General features: G+C 63.1%; 18 protein-coding genes. 7 read left to right on the top strand and 11 right to left on the bottom strand.

The window, feature by feature from the left end; genetic code table 11:
• The first annotated feature begins 46 nt into the window (after nt 1-46).
• From NKH43_RS14405 to NKH43_RS14390, 4 genes are read left to right on the top strand one after another with little or no spacing between them, the layout of a single operon-like run.
• The gene (locus NKH43_RS14405; protein WP_023718922.1) at nt 47-970 is read left to right on the top strand and encodes a carbohydrate ABC transporter permease; all 924 of its coding nucleotides are present in this window, start codon (nt 47-49) and stop codon (nt 968-970) included.
• A gap of 12 nt (nt 971-982) precedes the next feature.
• Nucleotides 983-1822, top strand: a complete 840-nt coding sequence (locus NKH43_RS14400; RefSeq protein WP_023718923.1) for a carbohydrate ABC transporter permease — start codon at nt 983-985, stop codon at nt 1820-1822.
• Nucleotides 1819-2880 carry a Gfo/Idh/MocA family protein gene (locus tag NKH43_RS14395; protein ID WP_023718924.1) on the top strand — a complete coding sequence of 354 codons (1062 nt, stop codon included), beginning with the start codon at nt 1819-1821 and terminating at the stop codon, nt 2878-2880. The genes NKH43_RS14400 and NKH43_RS14395 overlap by 4 nt, the downstream gene beginning before the upstream one ends.
• 15 nt (nt 2881-2895) lie before the next feature.
• A complete protein-coding gene (locus NKH43_RS14390) occupies nt 2896-3894 on the top strand; it encodes an ABC transporter ATP-binding protein (RefSeq protein ID WP_023718925.1) in 999 nt (332 codons plus the stop codon).
• A gap of 166 nt (nt 3895-4060) precedes the next feature.
• On the opposite strand, the gene NKH43_RS14385 is transcribed toward NKH43_RS14390, so the two are convergent.
• From NKH43_RS14385 to NKH43_RS14365, 5 genes are all read right to left on the bottom strand, one after another.
• On the bottom strand, nt 4061-4906 hold the full coding sequence (locus NKH43_RS14385) for a fumarylacetoacetate hydrolase family protein (protein ID WP_023720565.1): 846 nt from the start codon (nt 4904-4906) through the stop codon (nt 4061-4063).
• A 161-nt stretch (nt 4907-5067) separates the two neighbouring features.
• Complete coding sequence (locus tag NKH43_RS14380; RefSeq protein WP_352481414.1) at nt 5068-5799, bottom strand: SDR family oxidoreductase; 732 nt, start codon at nt 5797-5799, stop codon at nt 5068-5070.
• A 178-nt stretch (nt 5800-5977) separates the two neighbouring features.
• Nucleotides 5978-8350, bottom strand: a complete 2373-nt coding sequence (locus tag NKH43_RS14375; protein ID WP_352858738.1) for an aldehyde dehydrogenase family protein — start codon at nt 8348-8350, stop codon at nt 5978-5980.
• Nucleotides 8351-8363: 13 nt separating this feature from the next.
• The gene (gene deoC / locus NKH43_RS14370; protein WP_352481416.1) at nt 8364-9413 is read right to left on the bottom strand and encodes a deoxyribose-phosphate aldolase; all 1050 of its coding nucleotides are present in this window, start codon (nt 9411-9413) and stop codon (nt 8364-8366) included.
• Between the two features lie 163 nt (nt 9414-9576).
• Nucleotides 9577-10404: a ferredoxin--NADP reductase gene (locus tag NKH43_RS14365; protein WP_352481417.1), complete on the bottom strand. Its 828-nt coding sequence runs from the start codon at nt 10402-10404 to the stop codon at nt 9577-9579.
• A gap of 216 nt (nt 10405-10620) precedes the next feature.
• Here NKH43_RS14365 and NKH43_RS14360 point away from each other — a divergent pair, with 216 nt between their 5' ends.
• The gene (locus tag NKH43_RS14360; protein WP_352515745.1) at nt 10621-12705 is read left to right on the top strand and encodes a hydantoinase/oxoprolinase family protein; all 2085 of its coding nucleotides are present in this window, start codon (nt 10621-10623) and stop codon (nt 12703-12705) included.
• Between the two features lies 1 nt (nt 12706).
• Complete coding sequence (locus tag NKH43_RS14355) at nt 12707-14449, top strand: hydantoinase B/oxoprolinase family protein (protein ID WP_352495105.1); 1743 nt, start codon at nt 12707-12709, stop codon at nt 14447-14449.
• A gap of 32 nt (nt 14450-14481) precedes the next feature.
• On the opposite strand, the gene NKH43_RS14350 is transcribed toward NKH43_RS14355, so the two are convergent.
• The 4 genes from NKH43_RS14350 to NKH43_RS14335 all read right to left on the bottom strand — a co-directional run bounded on the left by NKH43_RS14350 (nt 14482) and on the right by NKH43_RS14335 (nt 17779).
• The gene (locus NKH43_RS14350) at nt 14482-15138 is read right to left on the bottom strand and encodes a methionine ABC transporter permease (RefSeq protein ID WP_023720558.1); all 657 of its coding nucleotides are present in this window, start codon (nt 15136-15138) and stop codon (nt 14482-14484) included.
• On the bottom strand, nt 15119-16183 hold the full coding sequence (locus NKH43_RS14345; protein WP_156948146.1) for a methionine ABC transporter ATP-binding protein: 1065 nt from the start codon (nt 16181-16183) through the stop codon (nt 15119-15121). Before NKH43_RS14345 ends, NKH43_RS14350 begins: the two co-directional genes overlap by 20 nt.
• A gap of 134 nt (nt 16184-16317) precedes the next feature.
• On the bottom strand, nt 16318-17166 hold the full coding sequence (locus tag NKH43_RS14340) for a MetQ/NlpA family lipoprotein (RefSeq protein WP_352858736.1): 849 nt from the start codon (nt 17164-17166) through the stop codon (nt 16318-16320).
• Nucleotides 17167-17479: 313 nt separating this feature from the next.
• Nucleotides 17480-17779 (bottom strand): DUF1236 domain-containing protein, encoded by a 300-nt coding sequence (locus NKH43_RS14335; protein WP_352858735.1) that lies wholly within the window; start codon nt 17777-17779, stop codon nt 17480-17482.
• A 204-nt stretch (nt 17780-17983) separates the two neighbouring features.
• Between NKH43_RS14335 and NKH43_RS14330 the strand changes: the two genes are divergently transcribed.
• Nucleotides 17984-18772 (top strand): DUF1236 domain-containing protein, encoded by a 789-nt coding sequence (locus tag NKH43_RS14330; protein ID WP_352858840.1) that lies wholly within the window; start codon nt 17984-17986, stop codon nt 18770-18772.
• 99 nt (nt 18773-18871) lie between these two features.
• Here NKH43_RS14330 and NKH43_RS14325 read toward each other — a convergent pair whose 3' ends face one another.
• Nucleotides 18872-19117, bottom strand: a complete 246-nt coding sequence (locus NKH43_RS14325; RefSeq protein WP_502906479.1) for a polymerase — start codon at nt 19115-19117, stop codon at nt 18872-18874.
• Between the two features lie 249 nt (nt 19118-19366).
• The gene (locus NKH43_RS14320) at nt 19367-19885 is read right to left on the bottom strand and encodes a DUF4142 domain-containing protein (RefSeq protein WP_352858733.1); all 519 of its coding nucleotides are present in this window, start codon (nt 19883-19885) and stop codon (nt 19367-19369) included.
• Between the last annotated feature and the right edge of the window lie 228 nt (nt 19886-20113).

Below are 20113 nucleotides of genomic sequence, written 5' to 3'. Positions count from 1 at the left end.
GCCTTTTGACGGCAACAGCAAGACCTGATCGGCGGGGACCGAACGCATGGCCGCAGCACCGAAAAGACCGTTCCGCTGGCATATCGGCGTTTTCCTGGCGCCGGCGTTGCTGGTCTATACGGCGATCATGATCTTGCCGCTGGCCGGCACGCTGCAGCTGTCGCTGTTCCGCAACATCAACCAGTCGCAGGTGTTCGTCGGACTGGAAAATTTCCGCATGCTGTTCGGTGATCCCAACTGGTCGGTCAATTTCTGGAACGCGCTGCGGAACAATGTCTGGTTCTTCATCATCCACATGCTGGTGCAGAACCCGATCGGCGTCCTTTTGGCAGCACTTCTGTCCAGCCCCCGATTGCGGTTTTCCGCCTTCTACCGCACGGCAATCTTCGTGCCGACGATCCTGTCCTTCGTCATCGTCGGCTTCGCCTGGAAGCTGATACTGTCGCCGCTATGGGGCGTGGCGCCGCATATGATGGACCTTGTCGGCCTGAAAAGCCTGTTCACGCCCTGGCTCGGCAAGGCGCAATATGCACTGACCGCGCTCAGCCTGATCTCAGTGTGGCAGTTCGTCGGCATCCCGATGATGCTGATCTATGCGGCACTGCTGTCCATCCCCGAAGAGGTGATCGAGGCCGCCGAATGCGACGGCATCACCGGCATGGCGCAATTCTGGAAGATCAAGCTGCCGCTCATCCTGCCGTCGATCGGCATTATCTCGATCCTGACCTTTGTCGGCAATTTCAACGCTTTCGACCTGATCTACACGGCGCAAGGCGCCTTGGCCGGGCCGAACTATTCGACCGATATCCTCGGCACCTTCCTCTACCGCGCCTTCTTCGGTTTCCAGCTGCAGGTCGGCGACCCCAATATGGGCGCGGCGATCGCCACGATGATGTTCCTGATCATCCTCGGCGGCGTCTGCGTCTACCTATTCCTCGTGCAGACGCGCTTGCGTCGCTACCAGTTTTAGGGGAGCGTGACCATGAGCACGGCAACCCGTTCGCTGCCCCGCACCATCGGCGCGCATGCGATCCTTCTGACCTACACCGCGATCGCGCTGTTTCCGGTGATCCTCGTGATCATGAATTCGTTCAAATCACGTGCCGGTATCTTCGGCGCGCCGCTGACGCCGCCGACGCCAGGGACCTTCGACTTGATCGGCTACACCACGGTGATCGGCCAGGGCGACTTCATCCACTATTTCCAGAATAGCCTTGTCGTCACCGTCGCCTCGCTGTTCTTCGTACTTCTGTTCGGCGCCATGGCGGCTTTCGCGCTGTCGGAATACCGCTTCCGCGGCAATTCGCTGATGGGGCTTTACCTGGCGCTCGGCATCATGATCCCGATCCGCCTCGGCACCGTCGCCATCCTGCAGCTGATGGTGGCGAGCGGGCTGGTCAACACGCTGACGGCGCTGATCCTGGTCTACACGGCGCAAGGCCTGCCGCTCGCCGTCTTCATCCTGTCGGAATTCATGAAGCAAGTCTCCGACGATCTGAAGAATGCCGGCAGGATCGACGGCCTGTCCGAATACACCATCTTCTTCCGGCTGGTGCTGCCGCTTGTGCGGCCATCGATGGCGACGGTCGCGGTCTTCACCATGATCCCGATCTGGAACGACCTGTGGTTCCCGCTGATCCTGGCGCCGTCGGAGGAGACCAAGACGGTGACGCTCGGCGCGCAGCTGTTCCTCGGCCAGTTTGTCACCAACTGGAACGCCATTCTGGCCGCACTGTCGCTGGCGATCATGCCGGTGCTGATCCTCTACGTCATCTTCTCGCGGCAGCTGATCCGCGGCATCACTTCGGGAGCGGTCAAGTGAGTTCGCAAACACCCCTTCGCGTCGTCGTCGCCGGGCTCGGCAATATGGGGCGCAGCCATGCGCTGGCCTATCACACCAACCCGGGCTTCCAGATTACCGCACTGGTCAACCGCTCGGATGTGCCGCTGCCGGAAGGGCTTTCGAGCTATGGCATCCGGCGTTCATTCGACGAGGCGCTGCGTGACGAACGGCCTGACGTCGCCTGCATCGCCACCTATTCCGACAGCCATGCCGATTATGCGGTCAAGGCATTCGAGGCTGGCTGCCACGTCTTTGTCGAAAAGCCGCTGGCAACGACGGTCGCGGACGCAGAACGCGTCGTAGCCGCGGCCAAGGCCAACGGCAAGAAACTGGTGATCGGCTACATCCTGCGCCACCACCCGTCCTGGATCAGGCTGATCGCCGAGGCGCGGAAGCTCGGCGGCCCGTACGTGTTCCGCATGAATCTCAACCAGCAATCCTCCGGACACAGCTGGGAGACGCACAAGCAGCTGATGCAAACGACGTCGCCGATCGTCGACTGCGGCGTGCATTATCTCGACGTGATGCTGCAGATCACCGACGCCAGGCCGGTCGAGGTGCGCGGTATGGGGCTGCGGCTGAGCGACGAGATTGCGCCCACGATGTACAATTACGGCCACCTGCAGGTGCTGTTCGACGACGGTTCGGTCGGCTGGTACGAGGCCGGCTGGGGGCCGATGATTTCGGAGACGGCTTTCTTCGTCAAAGACGTGATCTCGCCCAACGGCTGCGTGTCGATCGTCATGAAGGAGGGCGTCAGGTCCGACGACATCGACACCCACACCAAGACCTCGACCATCCGCCTGCACAGTGCTGCAACCGGCGCGGACGGCAAGTTCGCCAAACCGGACGAGATGCTGTCGATGGAAGGCGAGCCCGGCCATCAGGACCTCTGTGACCTCGAACAGGCGTTTGTGCTGAAGGCGATCCGCGAGGACCTCGATCTTGGCCGCCACATGGACGACGCGGTGAAGTCGCTCGCCGTCTGCCTTGCCGCCGACGAGAGCGTGCGCAGCGGCCTCGCCGTGAAACTCTAGAACAGGGACGAAGCCGTGGGCTCGCTGAACATCGAGAACGTGAAAAAGGCCTTCGGGCCGGTCGAGGTGCTGAAGGGCATCAACCTCGAGGTGACGGATGGCGAGTTCGTCGTCTTCGTCGGTCCATCCGGCTGCGGAAAGTCGACGCTGCTCAGGGTCATTGCCGGGCTGGAGGACTCGACCTCGGGCCGCGTGGTCATCGACGGGGCGGACGTTTCCGCCACGCCGCCGGCCAAGCGCGGCATCGCCATGGTGTTCCAGACCTATGCGCTCTACCCGCATCTGACGGTGAAGAACAATATGGGCCTCGGCCTCAAGCAGGCGGGCACGCCGGCGGCCGAGATCGACCGCCGCATCGGCATCGCCTCGTCGATGCTGTCGCTGGAGCCCTACCTCGAAAGGCGCCCGGCCGAATTGTCCGGCGGCCAGCGTCAACGCGTCGCCATCGGCCGCGCCGTGGTGCGCGAACCCAAGCTTTTTCTGTTCGACGAGCCGCTGTCGAACCTCGATGCCGCACTGCGCGTCAACACCAGGCTGGAGATCGCCCAGCTGCACCGTCGGCTGAAGGCGACGATGATCTATGTCACCCACGACCAGGTCGAGGCGATGACGCTGGCCGACAAGATTGTGGTCCTCAACGCAGGCAAGATCGAGCAGATCGGCGGCCCGATGGAGCTTTACAATTCGCCGGCAAATGAATTCGTCGCCGGCTTCATCGGCTCACCGAAGATGAATTTCGTCGACGGCACCAGGCTTGGCGAAACGGCAAAGACCATCGGCGTCCGGCCCGAACATTTGACCGTCGATCCCAAATCCGGCGCCTGGAAAGGCACGGTCGTGCATGCCGAGCACCTCGGCGCCGACACCAACCTCTATCTCGACTGCGAGAAGGCCGGCTTGATCACCGTGCGCATTTTTGGCGTCTACAATGCCGAACCCGGCACCACGCTCTATGCGACGCCGGATCCGGTAAAGACCTATCGGTTTGGAGCGGATGGCAAGGTGATGAAGTAGCGCCCCTCTTCCTTCTCCCCTTGCGGGAGAAGGTGGCCGAGCGAAGCTCGGTCAGATGAGAGGTGCTAGACGGAATGAGGCGTTGGAGTTCCTTCCAACACCCCTCAACCGTCTCGGCGCTGCGCGCCGATCCACCTTCTCCCACAAGGGGGAGAAGGGAAGGTTTCTACGCATCCGCCCTGAACGTCTGCTTCTGGATACCCAGCCCTTCGATACCGAGCTCGACCACATCGCCGGGCTTCAGGAACACCGGCGGCTTCATGCCGAGGCCGACGCCCGGCGGCGTCCCGGTCGAGATGATGTCGCCCGGATGCAGCGACATGAACTGGCTGAGATAAGACACGAGATAAGCGACGCCGAAAACCATGGTCTTGGTCGAGCCGTTCTGCATGGTCTTGCCGTTGACCGTCAGCCACATCGGAATGTTCTGCGGGTCCTTGACCTCGTCCTTGGTCACCAGCCACGGGCCGATCGGCCCGAATGTGTCGCAGGACTTGCCCTTGGTCCACTGGCCCTGCCGCTCGGCCTGGAAGGCGCGTTCAGAGACGTCATGTGCGACGCAGTAGCCGGCGACATAGTCCAGCGCCTCGGCTTCGGTGACATATTTTGCGGTCTTGCCGATGACCACGCCGAGCTCGACTTCCCAATCGGTCTTCACCGAGCCGCGCGGGATCAGCACGTCGTCGTTCGGCCCGACAATGGCCGAGCTTGCCTTCATGAAGATGATCGGCTCCGGCGGCACGGTTGCGCCGGTTTCTGCGGCATGGTCGGAATAGTTGAGGCCTATGCAGATGAATTTGCCGGTGCCGGCGACGCAGGCGCCGATGCGCGGTTTGCCGGAAACTGCCGGCAGCGATTTCGGATCGAGCTTCGACAATGACTCGAGCGATGCCGGGTCGATCGCCCTGCCGGCAATGTCGGTGACATGGGCGGAGAGGTCGCGGATCGTTCCATCCGCATCAAGGAGGCCAGGGCGTTCGCTCCCCGCCTCGCCATAGCGCAGCAGTTTCATGCAGTTTTCTCCCAGTTGCGACCAGAGGCCGTTTGCAAACTCGCTCCGCTGCGGCGAATGGCGTAGGTTTCGAGAACCGGAGCGGAGCGTACTTAAAGTACGTGAGCCTAGGCAAGCGCGGACGCCGCGCCAGGCGCCCGGCAGAATTAGATTTCAGACTCCTAGATCGACCAGCCACCGTCGATATTATAGGCCTGCCCCGACGTATAGGTGGCACCGGCGAGATAGACGGCGAGGTCGGCGATTTCCTCGGGCGTGCCGAGCCGGCCCATCGGCTGACGGGCGATGAAGGCGGCGCGGGCTGCTTCGTAGTCGCCCTGCGCGTGCATGCGGTCGTGCAGCGACGGGCTTTCGACCGTGCCCGGGCAGATCGCATTGCAGCGTATGCCCTTGCCGACATAGTCGGCGGCAACCGATTTGGTCAGGCCGATAACGGCCGCCTTGGTCAGGCCATAGACGAAACGGTTGGGCACGCCCTTGGTCGAGCTGGCCAGCGACGCCATGTTGATGATCGAGCCGTCGCCGCGCTCAAGCATGCCGGGCAGCACGGCGCGGATGGTGCGGATCATCGAGCGGACATTGAGATCATGGGCAAAGTCGAGATCGCCGTCCTTCATCTCGAGGATCGAGCCGGAATGGACGAAGCCGGCGCAGTTGAACAGCACGTCGACGGCGCCGATCTCGGCAAAAGCGACGTTCACCGCCTCGTCGTTTAGGACATCCAGCTTGCGGGTCTTGATACCGGGGGTCTTGCCGAGGTCGGCGAGCACCACTTCGTTGATGTCGGTGGCATGGACGACGGCGCCGGCCTTGGCGAAAGCCAGCGCACTTGCCCGGCCGATGCCTTGCGCCGCCGCCGTGACGACAACGACCTTGCCTGTCAGATCCGCCATGCTTTTCTCCTCGCCTGTCTGTGGTCGTTCGGCTTTTTACCGGCACAAGGCCGGGGCGCAATGTGCCAGAAGGGCGCTACCATCCCGCCTGTTTCGATATTCGCCCTGCCGGCCAAATGTTTTTTCTCGGTAAAGAACATCTTTTGGCCCGTCAAGCCCGGACGTCCCTCCGGGACACTCAGTCGCCGTAGGGCACCCAGACGTTCTTGACTTCGATCGCACGGCGCAGCAAGGCATCGCCGGCTGCTTCGCTCGACGCCCAGTCGAGGCTGTGGCCGTTGCCGGTCCAGACACGCTTGAGATTGCCGATGGACTCGGCCTCCGCCTTGGCACAGGTCTCGGCATCGGCGAACATCCAGAGCCCGTCGACATCGTCGTGCTTGGCGAGCACGCCGGCCAGCTCGGCGCTACGGCCCGTAACGATATTGATGGCGCCCGCCGGAACGTCGGAATATTCGATGACCTGGTAAAGGTCGGTGGCAAGCAGTGGATATCGTTCGGACGGCACGGCGACCACGGTGTTGCCCATGGCGAGCGCCGGCGCAACCAGCGAGATCAGGCCGAGCAAAGGTGCGTTGTCCGACGCGACGATGCCGACGACGCCGACCGGTTCGTGCAGTGCCAGCGTGACGGCGCGGGCCGGCGGCTGGTGGACGCGGCCCTCGAACTTGTCCGCAAGCCCGGCATAGAGGAACAGCCGCTCGATTGACAGCTCGACCTCGTCACGCGCCGCCTTGGCGGTCGCGCCGGTGAGCTGGGTCAAACGGGCGGCAAACTCGTCGGCGCGGCCGGACAGGTTTTCGGCCAGATAGTAAAGCACCTGGCTGCGATTGTAGGCGGTCGCTTCCGGCCAGGCCTTGCAGGCGCGCGCGGCCGCGACGGCGTCGCGGATATCCTTGCGGTTGCCGAGACCGACCTCGCCGGCGAGCTTGCCCTTGGCGCTGGCGACGGCAAGGGAATAATTGCCGTCCGGCCGGACCTGCTTACCGCCGATGAACAGCTTTGCCGTGCGGTCGATGGCATCGCCTTCCGGGCGCTCGATGGGCTGGGCAGTGGCCACAGCCGGTTTGATGATCGGGCCGAGCGGCAGTTTTGCCGAGAGATACTCGAACATGCCCTCGCGCCCGCCTTCGCGGCCGAAGCCGCTCTCGCGATAGCCGCCGAAGCCGCAGGCGGCGTCGAACATGTTGGTGCCGTTGACCCAGACGACGCCGGCCTTCAATTGCGGCGCGACGTGCAGCGCAAGATTGATGTTCTCGCTCCACACCGAGGCGGCCAGGCCATAGCGTGTGTTGTTGGCGAGCTCGACCGCTTCCTCGGTATTGCGGAAGGTCATGGTCGCCAGCACCGGCCCGAACACCTCTTCCTGGGCCAGAATGTTAGCCGGCGAAACACCTGTCGCCAGCGTTGGCAGATGGTAATAGCCCGAGGCGGGCAGTGCCGAGTCCGGCTGCCAGCATATCGCGCCCTGCTTGGCGCCTTCGGCAATCAGGCCCTTGACGCGGTCGAGTTGGGTCAAATCGACCAGCGGGCCGATATCGGTGTTCTTGTCGAGCGGGCTGCCGACGCGCAGCCGGCTCATCCGCGTCTTGACCTTGGCGATGAAGGCGTCGGCGATGCCTTCCTGCACCAGAAGGCGCGAGCCGGCACAGCAGACCTGGCCCTGGTTGAACCAGATGCCGTCGACCAGACCCTCGACGGCGCTGTCGAGATCGGCATCCTCGAAAACGACGAAGGCCGACTTGCCGCCAAGCTCCAGCGAAAGTTTCTTGCCCGAACCGGCGGTGGCCTTGCGGATGATCTTGCCGACCTCGGACGAACCGGTGAAGGCGATCTTCTGGATGCCGGGATGATTGACGATTGCCCCACCCGCTTCCGGCCCGCCCTGGACGATGTTGACGACGCCCTTCGGCACGCCGGCGCGTTCACAGATCTCGGCAAACAGGATGGCGGTGAGCGGCGTGAATTCCGCGGGCTTCAGCACCACGGTGCAGCCCGCAGCGAGCGCCGGCGCGATCTTCCAGGCCAGCATCAAAAGCGGGAAGTTCCACGGGATGATCTGGCCGACGACGCCGACGCCCTTATGGGCTGGAAAGTCCCTGTCCAGCGCCTGCGCCCAGCCGGCATGATGGATGAAATGACGGATCGCCAGCGGCACGTCGATGTCGCGGCTTTCGCGGATCGGCTTGCCGTTGTCGATCGATTCCAGCACCGCGAACAGCCGTTGGTGGCGCTGCATGGCGCGGCCGATGGCATAGAGCACTTTGGCGCGTTGATAACCGGTGCTGGCGCTCCATTTCGGCAGCGCTTTTGTGGCGGCCGAAACCGCCGCATCGATATCGGCAGCACCGGCATCCGAGACCTTGGCCAGCAATTTGCCGGAGGCGGGATCGCTGGTGTCGAAGGTCTTTCCATTTGCAGCTGCTTTCCAGTCGCCGCCGATGAACAGGGCTTTCGAGAAATCACGGGTCGTCAGCCAGGCATCGGCCTCGTTGCGGGCCTCCGGCGCCGGGCCGTAATCCATGGCGTGATAGCGTTCGAGAATGTTCATGAAGCGCTCCGAATCACGCCATTGCGTGGCGATGATTGGCCGAGTAGTGGCCGGTCAGGTGATGCTCGAGCTGGCGCTCGATGTCGGTCAAAAGGCTCGATGCTCCGAAGCGGAACAGCTCCGGCTCCAACCACGGCCGGCCCAGCTCTTCTTTCATCAGCACCAGCCAATCGAGCGAGGCTTTTGCCGTGGAAATGCCACCGGCCGGCTTGAAGCCGATGAGATAGCCGGTTTCCTCGAAATAGGCGCGGATGGCGCGCACCATGGCAAGGCCAACCGGCAGTGTCGCGTTGACGCTTTCCTTGCCGGTCGAGGTCTTGATGAAGTCCGCACCCGCCATCATCGCCACCATCGAGGCGAGCATGACATTGCGCAGCGTGGCGAGGTCGCCTGTGCCGAGGATCACCTTCAGATGCGCCTCGCCGCAGGCGGCCCGCATCGAGACGATCTCGTTATAGAGCTCCTGCCATTTCGCCCCGAATACCAGACCGCGCGGAATGACGACGTCGATCTCGTCGGCGCCGTCCCGGACCGATGCTTCGATCTCCTGCAGACGTGTCGAAAGCGGGGCAAGGCCATGCGGGAAAGCCGTGGAAACGGCGGCAACACGGATGCCGCTGCCGCGCAGTGCTTCGACGGCAGTGGCGACGAAGGGATGATAGACGCAGACCGCCGCCGGGCGGATATTTTCGCCGGTAATGCCGAGCCCCTCGGCAATGTCGCGGCGGAATGGGTTGACCGCCTTGGCACAGAGCCGGCGCACGCGCTCTTCTGTGTCGTTCGAGTTCAGCGTCGTCAGGTCCATGCAGGCGACAGCACGCAGCAGCCAGGCAGCCTGGTTATCGGCCTTGATCGAGCGTCTTTTGGTCAGGCTGGCGACGCGGCGTTCCAGCGCCGAGCGGTTGACGCTGCGCATTGATTCCATGAAGCCAAGATCGAGCCTCATGCCGGGATTGCGAGCAATAGCATGGGCCTGCGGCATCGGCGCATTGGCGGCGGCGCGCGCCGGCAGCGGCGTGATCTTGGACGTGCCGAGATCGGTTTCGCGGATTGTGCTGCTCATCTCCTGCCCCTTGTTCAGCGACTTATGCCGAAGATAGACCGTGAAGCAGCGCTTCACGAGTCCTTCAGGCGGTCATAGCGGAAAAAGACAGTCAAGGCAGCCGATTTTTGACCGTCCGGTCAAAATCAGGGTGTCAAAGCAGTGGACGCTGAACTGCCGCGTCTCAGCCGACGAAGGCGCGCTCGACGACGAAGCTTGCCGGATGATGCAGCGAGCCTTCCTGGAAGTCGAGGCTTTCGGCCAGTTCCTTCACGTCTTTCAGCATATGCATCGAGCCGCAGATCATGATGCGATCGGTCTCGGGATTGAGCTTGTCGATGCCGAGATCGGTGTAGAATTTGCCCGAGCCGATCAGCGCGGTGATGCGGCCCATGCGTTCGGACGTCTCACGCGTCGTCGAATTATAGAGCGTGACGCGGCCGCCGGTCAGTTCGCCGATCAGCGGGTCGTTCTCCAGCGCGGCCACCAGCTCCTGGCCGTAGATGAGCTCGGCATTGTCGCGGCAGGTGTGGGTCAGCACGACTTCACCGAACTTCTCATAGGTGTCGGGATCGCGCAGCAGGCTGGCGAAGGGCGCAATGCCGGTGCCGGTCGAGATCATGAACAGGCGCTTGGCCGGCGTCAGCGCGTCGACCACCAGCGTGCCGGTCGACTTCTGCCGCATGATGACGGTATCGCCGATCTGGATCTTCTGCAGCTCCGAGGTAAGCGGGCCGTCCGGCACCTTGATCGAGAAGAATTCCAGCTCGTCGTCCCAGGACGGGCTGGCGATCGAATAGGCGCGGAACACCGGCTTCTCGGCATTGGGCAGGCCGATCATGACGAACTCGCCGGAGCGGAAGCGCAGCGACTGCGGCCGGGTGATGCGGAACGAAAACAGCCGGTCGGTATAGTGCTTCACCGAGACGACGGTTTCGGCATAGACATTGGCCGGTATCGGAAACTGCAACGGCCGGGCGCCGGCGGTGTTGAACGCGGATGTGGTGTTCATCAAACCTAACCTTCTGGGCCAGCTCAGCGCCGGGCCAAATTATCACCTGCGCGCCCGAACCGGTCAGGTTCCTGCGTGCCCTTGCACACTCCGAAGCGGTAAGCTCTTGTGTCCGGAATTTATTAGTATACAAACGATATTTGCGTCAAGACGTCGCCGTAAAACAGCTTTCCAAACTGAGGCATGTAAGCAGTTCGGGCATTTCGGGTTTCGACAATGGAACAGAATTTTTCGGCGCAAGCTCTGGATTCGAGGGGCAGCGTCGTCGCCGGTATCGATGTCGGTGGCACCTTTACCGATCTGCTTCTGATCGACGGCCGTGATGGTGGCCGGGTGCATATCGCCAAGACCCCGACCACGGTCGACAACCAGGCTTTCGGCGTCGTTGCAGCTCTTGGTGCCACCGGCTTTCGCGTGGACGGCATCGACCTCATCGTGCACGGCACGACGACCACAACCAACGCGGTGCTGGAGCGCCGGCTGGCCAAAACCGGCATGATCACCACGCGCGGCTTTCGTGACGTCATCGAGCTTGGCCGGCGGACACGGCCGCAAGCCTATGGCATGACAGGCACCTTTGTGCCGATCATTCCGCGCAATCTGCGGCTCGAAGTGTCGGAGCGGGTCGAGGCCTCGGGCGCGGTGCGCATACCGCTCGACGAGGCCGAGATGCGGGCAGCGATTTCACAACTGATCGAAGCCGGCTGCGAATCGCTCGTCATCCATTTCCTGCATTCCTACGCCAACCCGGCGCATGAGCGGCGCGCGGCCGAGATCGGCGCCGAGCTTTGGCCGAACGGCTACATCACGACAGGCCATGCGCTGCTTTCGGAAGCGCGCGAATTCGAGCGCGGGGTGACCGCTTCGGTCAACGCCTCGGTGCAACCGATCCTCGAACGCTACGTCGAACGGCTGCGCAAGGAGCTGGCGTCAAAAGGCTACGCCCGCGACTTCCTGATCATGAACGGCAATGGCGGCATGATCTCGGCCCGCTTTGTCACACGTGAATCGGCCAAGACCGTTATGTCCGGCCCCGCCTCCGGCGTCATTGCCGCGGCCTATACCGGCAAGCGCGCCGGCTTCGAAAACCTGGTCACCTACGACATGGGCGGCACCTCGACCGACGTGGCGCTGATCCGCAATGCCGAACCGGCGGTGTCGAACGAGATCGAGATCGAATATGCGATGCCGATCCATGTGCCGATGGTGGCGGTGCATACAGTCGGCGCCGGCGGCGGCTCGATCGCCCGCGTCGATGCAGCCGGCCTGATCCAGATCGGCCCGGAAAGCGCCGGCGCCAATCCCGGGCCGATCTGCTACGGCCGCGGCGGCTTGGAGCCGACCATCACCGACGCCAATCTGGTGCTCGGCCGGCTGGCGCCGAAAAAGCTGCTGGCGGTGGAAAACCCGGTCACCGTCGAACATGTCACGGGCATATTCGAGGACAGGATCGGGCGACCTACCGGCCTGTCCGGCGTCGAGGCGGCGGGTGCGGTGCTGCGGCTGGGCAACATGAAGATGGCGGGCGCCATCCGCATGGTCTCGGTGTCGCGCGGTCACGACCCGCGCGATTTCGCGCTGTTCGCCTTCGGCGGCGCCGGGCCGCTGCATGCGACCGCCCTGGCGCGCGAGCTCGGCCTGCCGCGGGTGCTGGTGCCGGCGCGGCCGGGCATTACCAATGCGCTCGGCTGCGTCGTCGCCGATCTGCGCCATGACTTCGTCAACACGGTCAACCAGCCGGTGGCGGGGCTCGATGAAGCCCAGCTCCAAGCTATATTGGAACGGCACCGAAACGAAGGCGCAGAGTTGATCGGCAAGGAAGCGGTGAAGCCGGAGACGATCCGCGTCACGCATTCCGCCGACATGCAGTTCGTCGGCCAGACGCATATTATTAACGTGCCGCTGCCGTCGTTTGCGGTGACGCGCGAGGTCCTGCAGCAACTGTTCGAGAAGGCCTATTTCGCCCGCTTCAAGGTCGAGCTGCCGGAAATCCGCGCCAATCTGGTCAATCTCAACACCTCGGTGACCGGCGTGCGGCCGGCGATCGATCTGTCGCGGCTGATCGATCCGGCTGGCCGCGCCAAAACGCTCGAAGAGGCGCGGCGCGAGATCCGGCCGGTCTGGTATGGCGGGTGCTGGTACGACACGCCGGTCTACAGTAGGGAAAAGTTGCCGCTCGACGCCATCATCGAAGGCCCGGCGATCCTCGAACAGATGGATGCCACAACCGTGCTCGAGCCCGGCGACCGGGCGCGCTCGGATGCCGACGGCAACATCATCATCGACATTGGTGAGGCCTGAGATGCAAAAGCTCGACGCCATCACCCTTTCGGTCCTCCAGGCGGCGCTGCAGCAGGTCTGTGACGAGATGGACCTGACGTTTTCGCGCGCCGCTTTCTCGCCCGTCATCGCCGAGGCCAATGACCGCTCCGACGGCATCTATTCGGCAGTCGATGGTTCGCTGATCGCGCAAGGCAGCCAGGGCCTGCCGGTGTTCGTCGGCGTCATGCAGTATTCGACCAAAACGGTGATCGAGATGATCGCCGACGGACGCTGCCTGCCGCCCGAGCCGGGCGATATCTACATCGTCAACGATCCTTATCTCGGCGGCACCCATCTGATGGATGTGCGCTTCGCCATGCCGGTCTATCGCGACGGCAAGATATTCTGCTGGCTGTCGAACACCGGCCATTGGCCCGACATTGGCGGTTCGGTGCCGGGCGGCTTCTCCGCCTCGGCGACTGCGGTGGAGCAGGAAGGCTTGCGGCTGCCGCCGGTGAAATTGTTCAAGAAGGGCGTGCTCGACCCTGAGATCTACGCCATCATCTGCTCGAACATCAGGGTTGCCGACCAGCGCATCGGCGACATCCGCGCGCAAGCGGCAGCACTGCTGATCGGCCAGGACCGGCTCAACGGCATTTTGGATCGTTACGGAGACGAAACAGTCGTCGAAGCAATCGCCGAATTGCGCCGCCGGGCCGCTGAACAGATGCGTGCCAACATCGCGGCAATTCCCGATGGCATCTACCGGTCGCAGGCCTTCGTCGATTCCGATGGGGTGGTGAACGAGCCGCTGACCATTGCGCTTGCCGTCGAGAAAAAAGGCGACACGCTCCGCTTCGACTTCTCAGGCTCGTCAAAACCCTGCGCCGGGCCGATGAACAGCGTGCTGGCGACGACCTTGTCCTCGGTCTACCTCGCCATGCGCCACATTTTCCCCGACGTGCCGATCAGCGCCGGCGCCTTCGAGCCGCTCATCGTCAAGCGGCCAGAAGGCACCTTCCTCGATGCCAAATATCCGCGGCCGGTATCGGGCTGCGCGGCCGAGGTTTCGCAGCGCATCGCCGAGGCGGTGTTCGCGGCCATGGTGCAGGCGCTGCCGGACAGGGTGACTGCGGCTCCCGCCGGCTCCAGCGGCAATTTCGCGCTCGGCGGCAACGATCCGCTCCGTGGCCGCGACTACGTCATGTACCAGATATCCGGCGGCGGCTATGGCGGCAATGCCGATCATGATGGCCTGACCAATGGCTGCTCGACCATCGGCATTTCCAAATCGCCGCCGGTCGAGATCATGGAACAGGCTTTCCCTGTGCTCTATCGCCACTATGCCTTGCGCGAAGGCTCGGGTGGCGCCGGCAAGCATCGCGGCGGTTTTGGCCTCGCCTATGAGGTCGAGATCCTGCGTGGCGACGCCCGCGCCTCCTTCGTCATGGACCATGGCCGTTTCGGCCCGCAAGGCGCGCTCGGCGGCAAGGACGGCGCGGTCAACACGGTGACCGTGTTCCGCGACGGTGAGGCCCATGTGCCGCCGCACCTCTCCAAGGAACAGGACATCGCGCTGAAGGCCGGCGACCGCGTGCGAGTTGGCACGCCGGGCGGCGGCGGCTACGGCAATCCCTGGCAGCGTGATCCGGAATTGGTCGCTCGGGATATCGCCCTAGGCTATTACACACCCGCAGAAGCCGGCGAAAAGTTCGGCGTCGCGCTGTCGGCGAACGGGTTGGCGATTGACCGGGCAGCGACCGAAAAGAAGCGCGCCGGCTGACGATGCTGGCCAGCATCTCCGCTGTGCCACGCTCAGTTCCGATGATCCAGCCTCGCGACCAGCCGGTCGCCGGCCCACTGGATGCCGCAGACCAGGACGATCAGGACGATGACCACGGCGATCATGACTGACGTTTCGAAGCGCTGGTAACCGTATCGGATGGCGAGGTCGCCCAGCCCGCCGGCGCCGATGGCGCCGGCCATGGCCGAGGCGCCGATAAGCGTCACCAGCGTCACCGTGAAGCCGGCGACGATGCCGGGCAGCGCTTCCGGCACCAGCACCTCGCGGATGATCGTCCAGCGGTTGCCGCCCATGGCGCGCGCCGCTTCGATCAGCCCGTGGTCGACCTCGCGCAGCGACACTTCGGCGATCCGGGCATAGTAGGGCGTGGCCGCGATCGACAGCGGCACGATGGCGGCCCATGTGCCGATCGAGGTGCCGACGATCAGCCGCGTCACCGGGATCAGCGCAACCAGCAGGATGATGAAAGGCACCGAGCGGAAACCGTTGATGACCGCGCCGAGCGCACGGTTCACCCACAGGTTTTCGGCGATGCCGCCGCGGTCGGTGGCGACCAGCGCCAGGCCGAGCGGCAGCCCGAAAACCAGCGAGATGAGGCCGGAGGCGGCCGTCATCAGGATCGTTTCCCAGATGGATCGAAGCAGGAGTTCAAACAGAATTGGCGACATGGCCAAGCACCTCCACCCGCGCATTGCGGGCTTTCAAGAACGCGATCACCTGTGCCAGGTGAGCTTCATTGCTACCGGCGACCGCGACGAACAGCGTCCCGACAGGCTGCTGCTGGACGTGATCGATGCCTCCATGAACGAGGCGGAACGAGCCGGGAACTGCCGAGGCAAGATCGGACAAAAGCGGGCTTCGCGCGGCCTCACCCGCCACGTCGATCCTGAGGATCGCCTCCACGCCGGCGTTCTGCGTTAGCCGGCTTGCGATCTCCGCCGGCAATTGCGGCCTGATGCCGCCGAGCAGGCTTTGTGTGATCGCCGACTTCGGATCGGCAAACACCGACCACACCGGCCCTTGCTCGACGATTCGTCCGGCGTCGATCACCGCGACCCGGTCGGCGATCGAACGGATCACCTCCATCTCATGAGTGATGAGCAGGATGGTCAGGCCGAGCTGCCGGTTGATGTCTCTGAGCAAGGCAAGGATGGAGCGCGTCGTCTCCGGGTCCAACGCCGAGGTCGCTTCGTCCGACAGCAGCAGCGCTGGGCGCGCCGCAAGCGCCCGGGCAATGCCGACGCGCTGTTTCTGTCCGCCCGACAGCGACGCCGGATAGGCTTTCGCCTTCTCCGACAGGCCGACGAGCTCGAGCAGCTCGGCAGCGCGCGCCAGGCGTTCGGCCCTGGGCCGGCCTTCGATCTTGAGCGGCAGCGCTACATTGTCTTCGACCGTCTTGGCGGACAGCAGGTTGAAATGCTGGAAAATCATGCCGATACGCCGGCGCAGCGGCTGCAATTCGCGCTCGCCGAGCCGGCTGATGTCGCGGCCTTCGATGAAGACCTGTCCTGTATCCGGCCGCTCCAGGCCGTTTAGGCAGCGTATCAGCGTCGACTTGCCGGCGCCGCTCCGGCCGATGATTCCGAGGATCTCGCCCTGGCGCACGCTGAGCGATACGCCGTCCAGCGCCGCTGTTGCGCCGAAGCGGCGCTTCAGCTCGATGAGGCGTACGACATCGTGCGGTCCCGCGGAACGGCTGCCGACGGGATGCATGACTTCGGTGACCGGGGCGAAATGCTGGTTCATGAAAGTTCCTGTATTGGTGTCCCGCAAAACGCGATCGCGGTCCGCGTTGGAGCGCGGACCGCTTTATCATGCCGGGCTTCAGCGCCAAGTCGAGCTCGGTATCAATAGGCGCTGATGCCGGTTCCCTTGTAGACCCGGTCGAATTCGGCCTTCACCTTTTCGTTCTGGTAGGAGGCGACCAATGTCTTTACCCAGGGCTGGTTTTCATTGCCGGCCTTGACCGCGATGAAGTTGCGGTAGGGATTGTCGGCCACCGCCTCCTGGGCGATGCGGTTCTCCGGTGTGAGGCCGCTTTTAAGCGCCCAATCCGTGTTGACCACGGCCCCGTCGAGATCTTCCACCGAGCGCCCGACAATGCCAGCGTCGAGCTCCTTGACGACCAATTTCTTCGGGTTTTCGGCAATGTCGGTCGTCGTAGCCAGAATGCCGGTTCCTTCCCTGAGCTTGATCAGACCTTCGCTCTGCAGGACACGCAGCGCGCGCCCTTCATTGGACGGATCGTTCGGCACGCCGACGACGGCGCCTTCGGGCAAGTCGCCAATCTTCGCGTACTTCTTGGAATAGAGGCCGATCGGCCAGACCCCGGTATAGCCGACCGGGACGATGTGATAGCCCTGCGTCTTGATCTGGTTGTCGAGATAGGGCTTGTGCTGGAAGGCGTTGGCGTCGATTTCGCCACGCTCGAGTGCTTCATTCGGCTGGGTGTAGTCGTTGAACACCACGGTCTCGATCGTCAGCCCCCTCTCCGCCGCCTGGGCGGTGACGACGCGCCAGACGTCCTCGTCCTCGCCGCTCATGATGCCGACCTTGATCGCCGTCTTGTCCTCGGCGAACGACGGCGCAGCCATGCCGACAATCGCAACCGCCGATGCAAACAGTACAGCGAGGCCGGCGCGCCGGTTTATAGTTGCTGCGAGGAATGGAAGCAAAGTGTTGATAGTCCCAGGCATGGTCAATCCCATCGGTTTTGAAATCATTGCGGCCAGGCGGAATGCGAAGCCTTGCGGGCATCATCGGAAATGCTGATCGCCAGATCAAAGAACGGTATTTCCCGCGAAATGCGGAGCCGGGAATATTCTCTCAAAGTTTTTGGCCTAGCGAGCACAGGACGCTGCCGCCTAGCGCGCTGACTCCGCTATGAGGCCCGCCGTGCGTCGGAACGGCGGGCCTTTCTGCGTCCGAATGCCCAGGCACGGGCAGCAGTTTGGGATGTCGACAATGCAGGACGCGCCGCATGTCCCTTCAAAAAACGACGCGCATTGCTCACTGGATGACCTTCACGATCCTACGCGTGCCAGGATCGACCAGGACGGTCCGATTGTCGACGACGACATAGCGGTATTTGACGTCGGGAACCTCATGAAGCTCGACGGTATCGGGCAGGGTCGAGCCGACATTGAGCTCCACGCCGGGAAGCTGGACGGACGCCAGAGGCTGCTTCTTCACATACTCGCGTACGATCGTCTCCTGCTGGGGTTCGATGACCACGTCCTGAGCTGCAGCGGCGCCAATACCCGCAAGCAGCAAGAACCCAGCCGCGGCTGCCGAAAGATGCATTCTCATGATCGTCTCCTTTCGTGGTGAGCCACCTCTGCGCTGCGCCGCGTCATGCTGTTCGCAGCGGGGTTGCTATAGGCCGGTAACGTCATCAGGTGGAGCTTGTTCCGCCACTCGGATCGCTTGCCGTTTCGCTCCATTGGTTTGGAACAAAATTTTTTGGCCGCAGTTTTACGCGGTGAAGGGACGCATTTTCCAAGGAGATCTCTCATGAAAGGCGTTCTGATCACCAGCTTGCTAGCAATCAGCGTCAGCTGCGGAGCTGCACTTGCCCAGACGCAGCAGTCGACCGACGACCAGTCCGGCGCCAATTGCGCAGCCGGCGCTGCCAATTGCCAGAATGGCGCCAAGATGGACGAGCAGGCTCAGGGCAAGGCCGGCGCTGCGACTGATCAACAGGCGCAGGGCAAACCGAAGCTGAAGACCGACGAGCAGGCGCAGGGCAAGGCCGGCGCTACGACTGATCAACAGGCGCAGGGCAACAAGAAGCTGAAGACCGAAGAGCAGGCCCAGGGCAAGGCCGGCGCCACGACCGACCAGCAGGCCACGGGCAACACCAAGATGAAGACCGACGAGCAAGCCCAGGGCAAGGCCGGAACCACCGCTACCGAGCAGGCCCAAGGCAACACGAAAATGAAGACCGAGGAGCAGGCTCAGGGCAAGACTGGGACCACGACCACCGAGCAGACTCAGGGCAAAGCCTCGACGCAGACGCAAGACCAGAGTTCGACCGCTTCCATCAGCAATGTGACCGTTGAACAGAAAACCCAGATCACGCAGGTCATCAAGGAAACGAGCGTCCAACCCGTTTCCAGCGTCGATTTCGACATCTCTGTCGGCATCGAGGTTCCGCGGAAGAAAGTCCGGCTGCATCGTCTGCCGGCGCGCATCGTCAAGATCGTTCCGGCTTACGAAGGCTATGAGTATTTCGTGCTCGCCGATGGCCGGATAGTCATCGTCGACCCGAATACCTACAAGATCGTGATTATCCTGACTTAGTTGTGGCCAGACGGTTTGATTGAACCAAAGGGTCCGTCGCGCAGGTCGCGTGGCGGGCCTTTCCGCATCTCCTCGCTCCGCATCTGCTGCAATCGCAGATCACGGTCCGTCCTCGGGGCGAGGAGTGAGCACGGTGTGATCGATGGTGTCGGGCAGGCATGGACTGTGCGCGCAGCTTGTTCGGACTGACGCGGTGGTCATGGCATCACTATTCGTGACCAGCACCATTCTCGCGTAGTGCCGCGGCCACAGCGGCTCTCCAAACAGGACGAAGACGCCGCCAATCATCAAGGCCAGCAACATGAGTGCCGTAACATTTGCAAATATCTCGCCGTAACGCATCAAGGCAGCCTGTCCAGTTCGGAAAGCGATTTCAGCCTGTGACAGCGGCGACCACGACGGCGCCCAAAGCCGGCGCTACTATCCTTGGGGCCTCGCGAATGCCGCCTTCCATTGAATCCTCCCCGAACAAGCCGAATAAATAACGGCACTCTCGGTGCTTTGTTCCCGGCCGTGTGGTCCGACGACAGCCGCTTCACACAGGCCGGTATGGGGCCGTCTTCCATGTGCGAAAACTGCAGGCGGTCTTCGCTCTCATTGATGCGCCGCAGCGAGGTCCTTGACATGACGTTCGTGCATTTGCAGCACCGGCAGCGTCTTCTTGGCAAACTCCTTCATCGCCGGATCATCGCCGGAATTTGCGTAGGCGGAGAACAGCGCTACCGCTTCCTTATGTGCCTGGGTTTGCATGTCGATATATTTCGATTGGAAGCTGTCACCGCTGGCCTCCTTGAGTTGGTCGAGCAACGCCTGGTGCTTGGTGTCCAGCGGCGGGCCGGCCGGCGTGGTGGCCGAAGTTGTCTGACCTTTGCTGAGCGCCGCCTTGAAGTCCTCGCCGGCCTTGGTGTGGTCCGTGACCATTTGCGCCGCGAAGGCCTTCACATCGTCGGCCGTCGCCTGCTTCTGTGCAAGTCGGCTCGACTCGATTTCAAATGTATTGGCGATGGGCACCGTCTTCACGAACGTCGCCGTGTCAACCTTGCTCATGGTGTCGGTCGTCAGAGGCGTCAGCGTCGCCGATTGGGCAAAAGCAGCCAAAGGCGCGCCGGCCATCAGCGCTGCCGCAGTGATGGACAGAAGTGTTTTCATGGGAGTTCTCCGAGGCTGATGTCATCCCTCCGATGGCTCAACGCGGAAGCTGCGGCGAGGTTGCCTGGTGGCGGGGGGGGGGGGGGCCCCGCGCCCCCCCCCCCCCCCCGCCGCCACCGAGCTCAAACTGTTCCATACATGGTCGAATGAGAGCGAGATCGGCGCGCTCAACGTGATCGTCAAGGCGTTCGA

Source organism: Mesorhizobium sp. M1163, from assembly GCF_040318415.1.
Taxonomy (GTDB): Bacteria; Pseudomonadota; Alphaproteobacteria; order Rhizobiales; family Rhizobiaceae; genus Mesorhizobium.
Note: the sequence above shows the minus strand (reverse complement) of the source record. Positions and strands in the feature narration are given on the sequence as shown.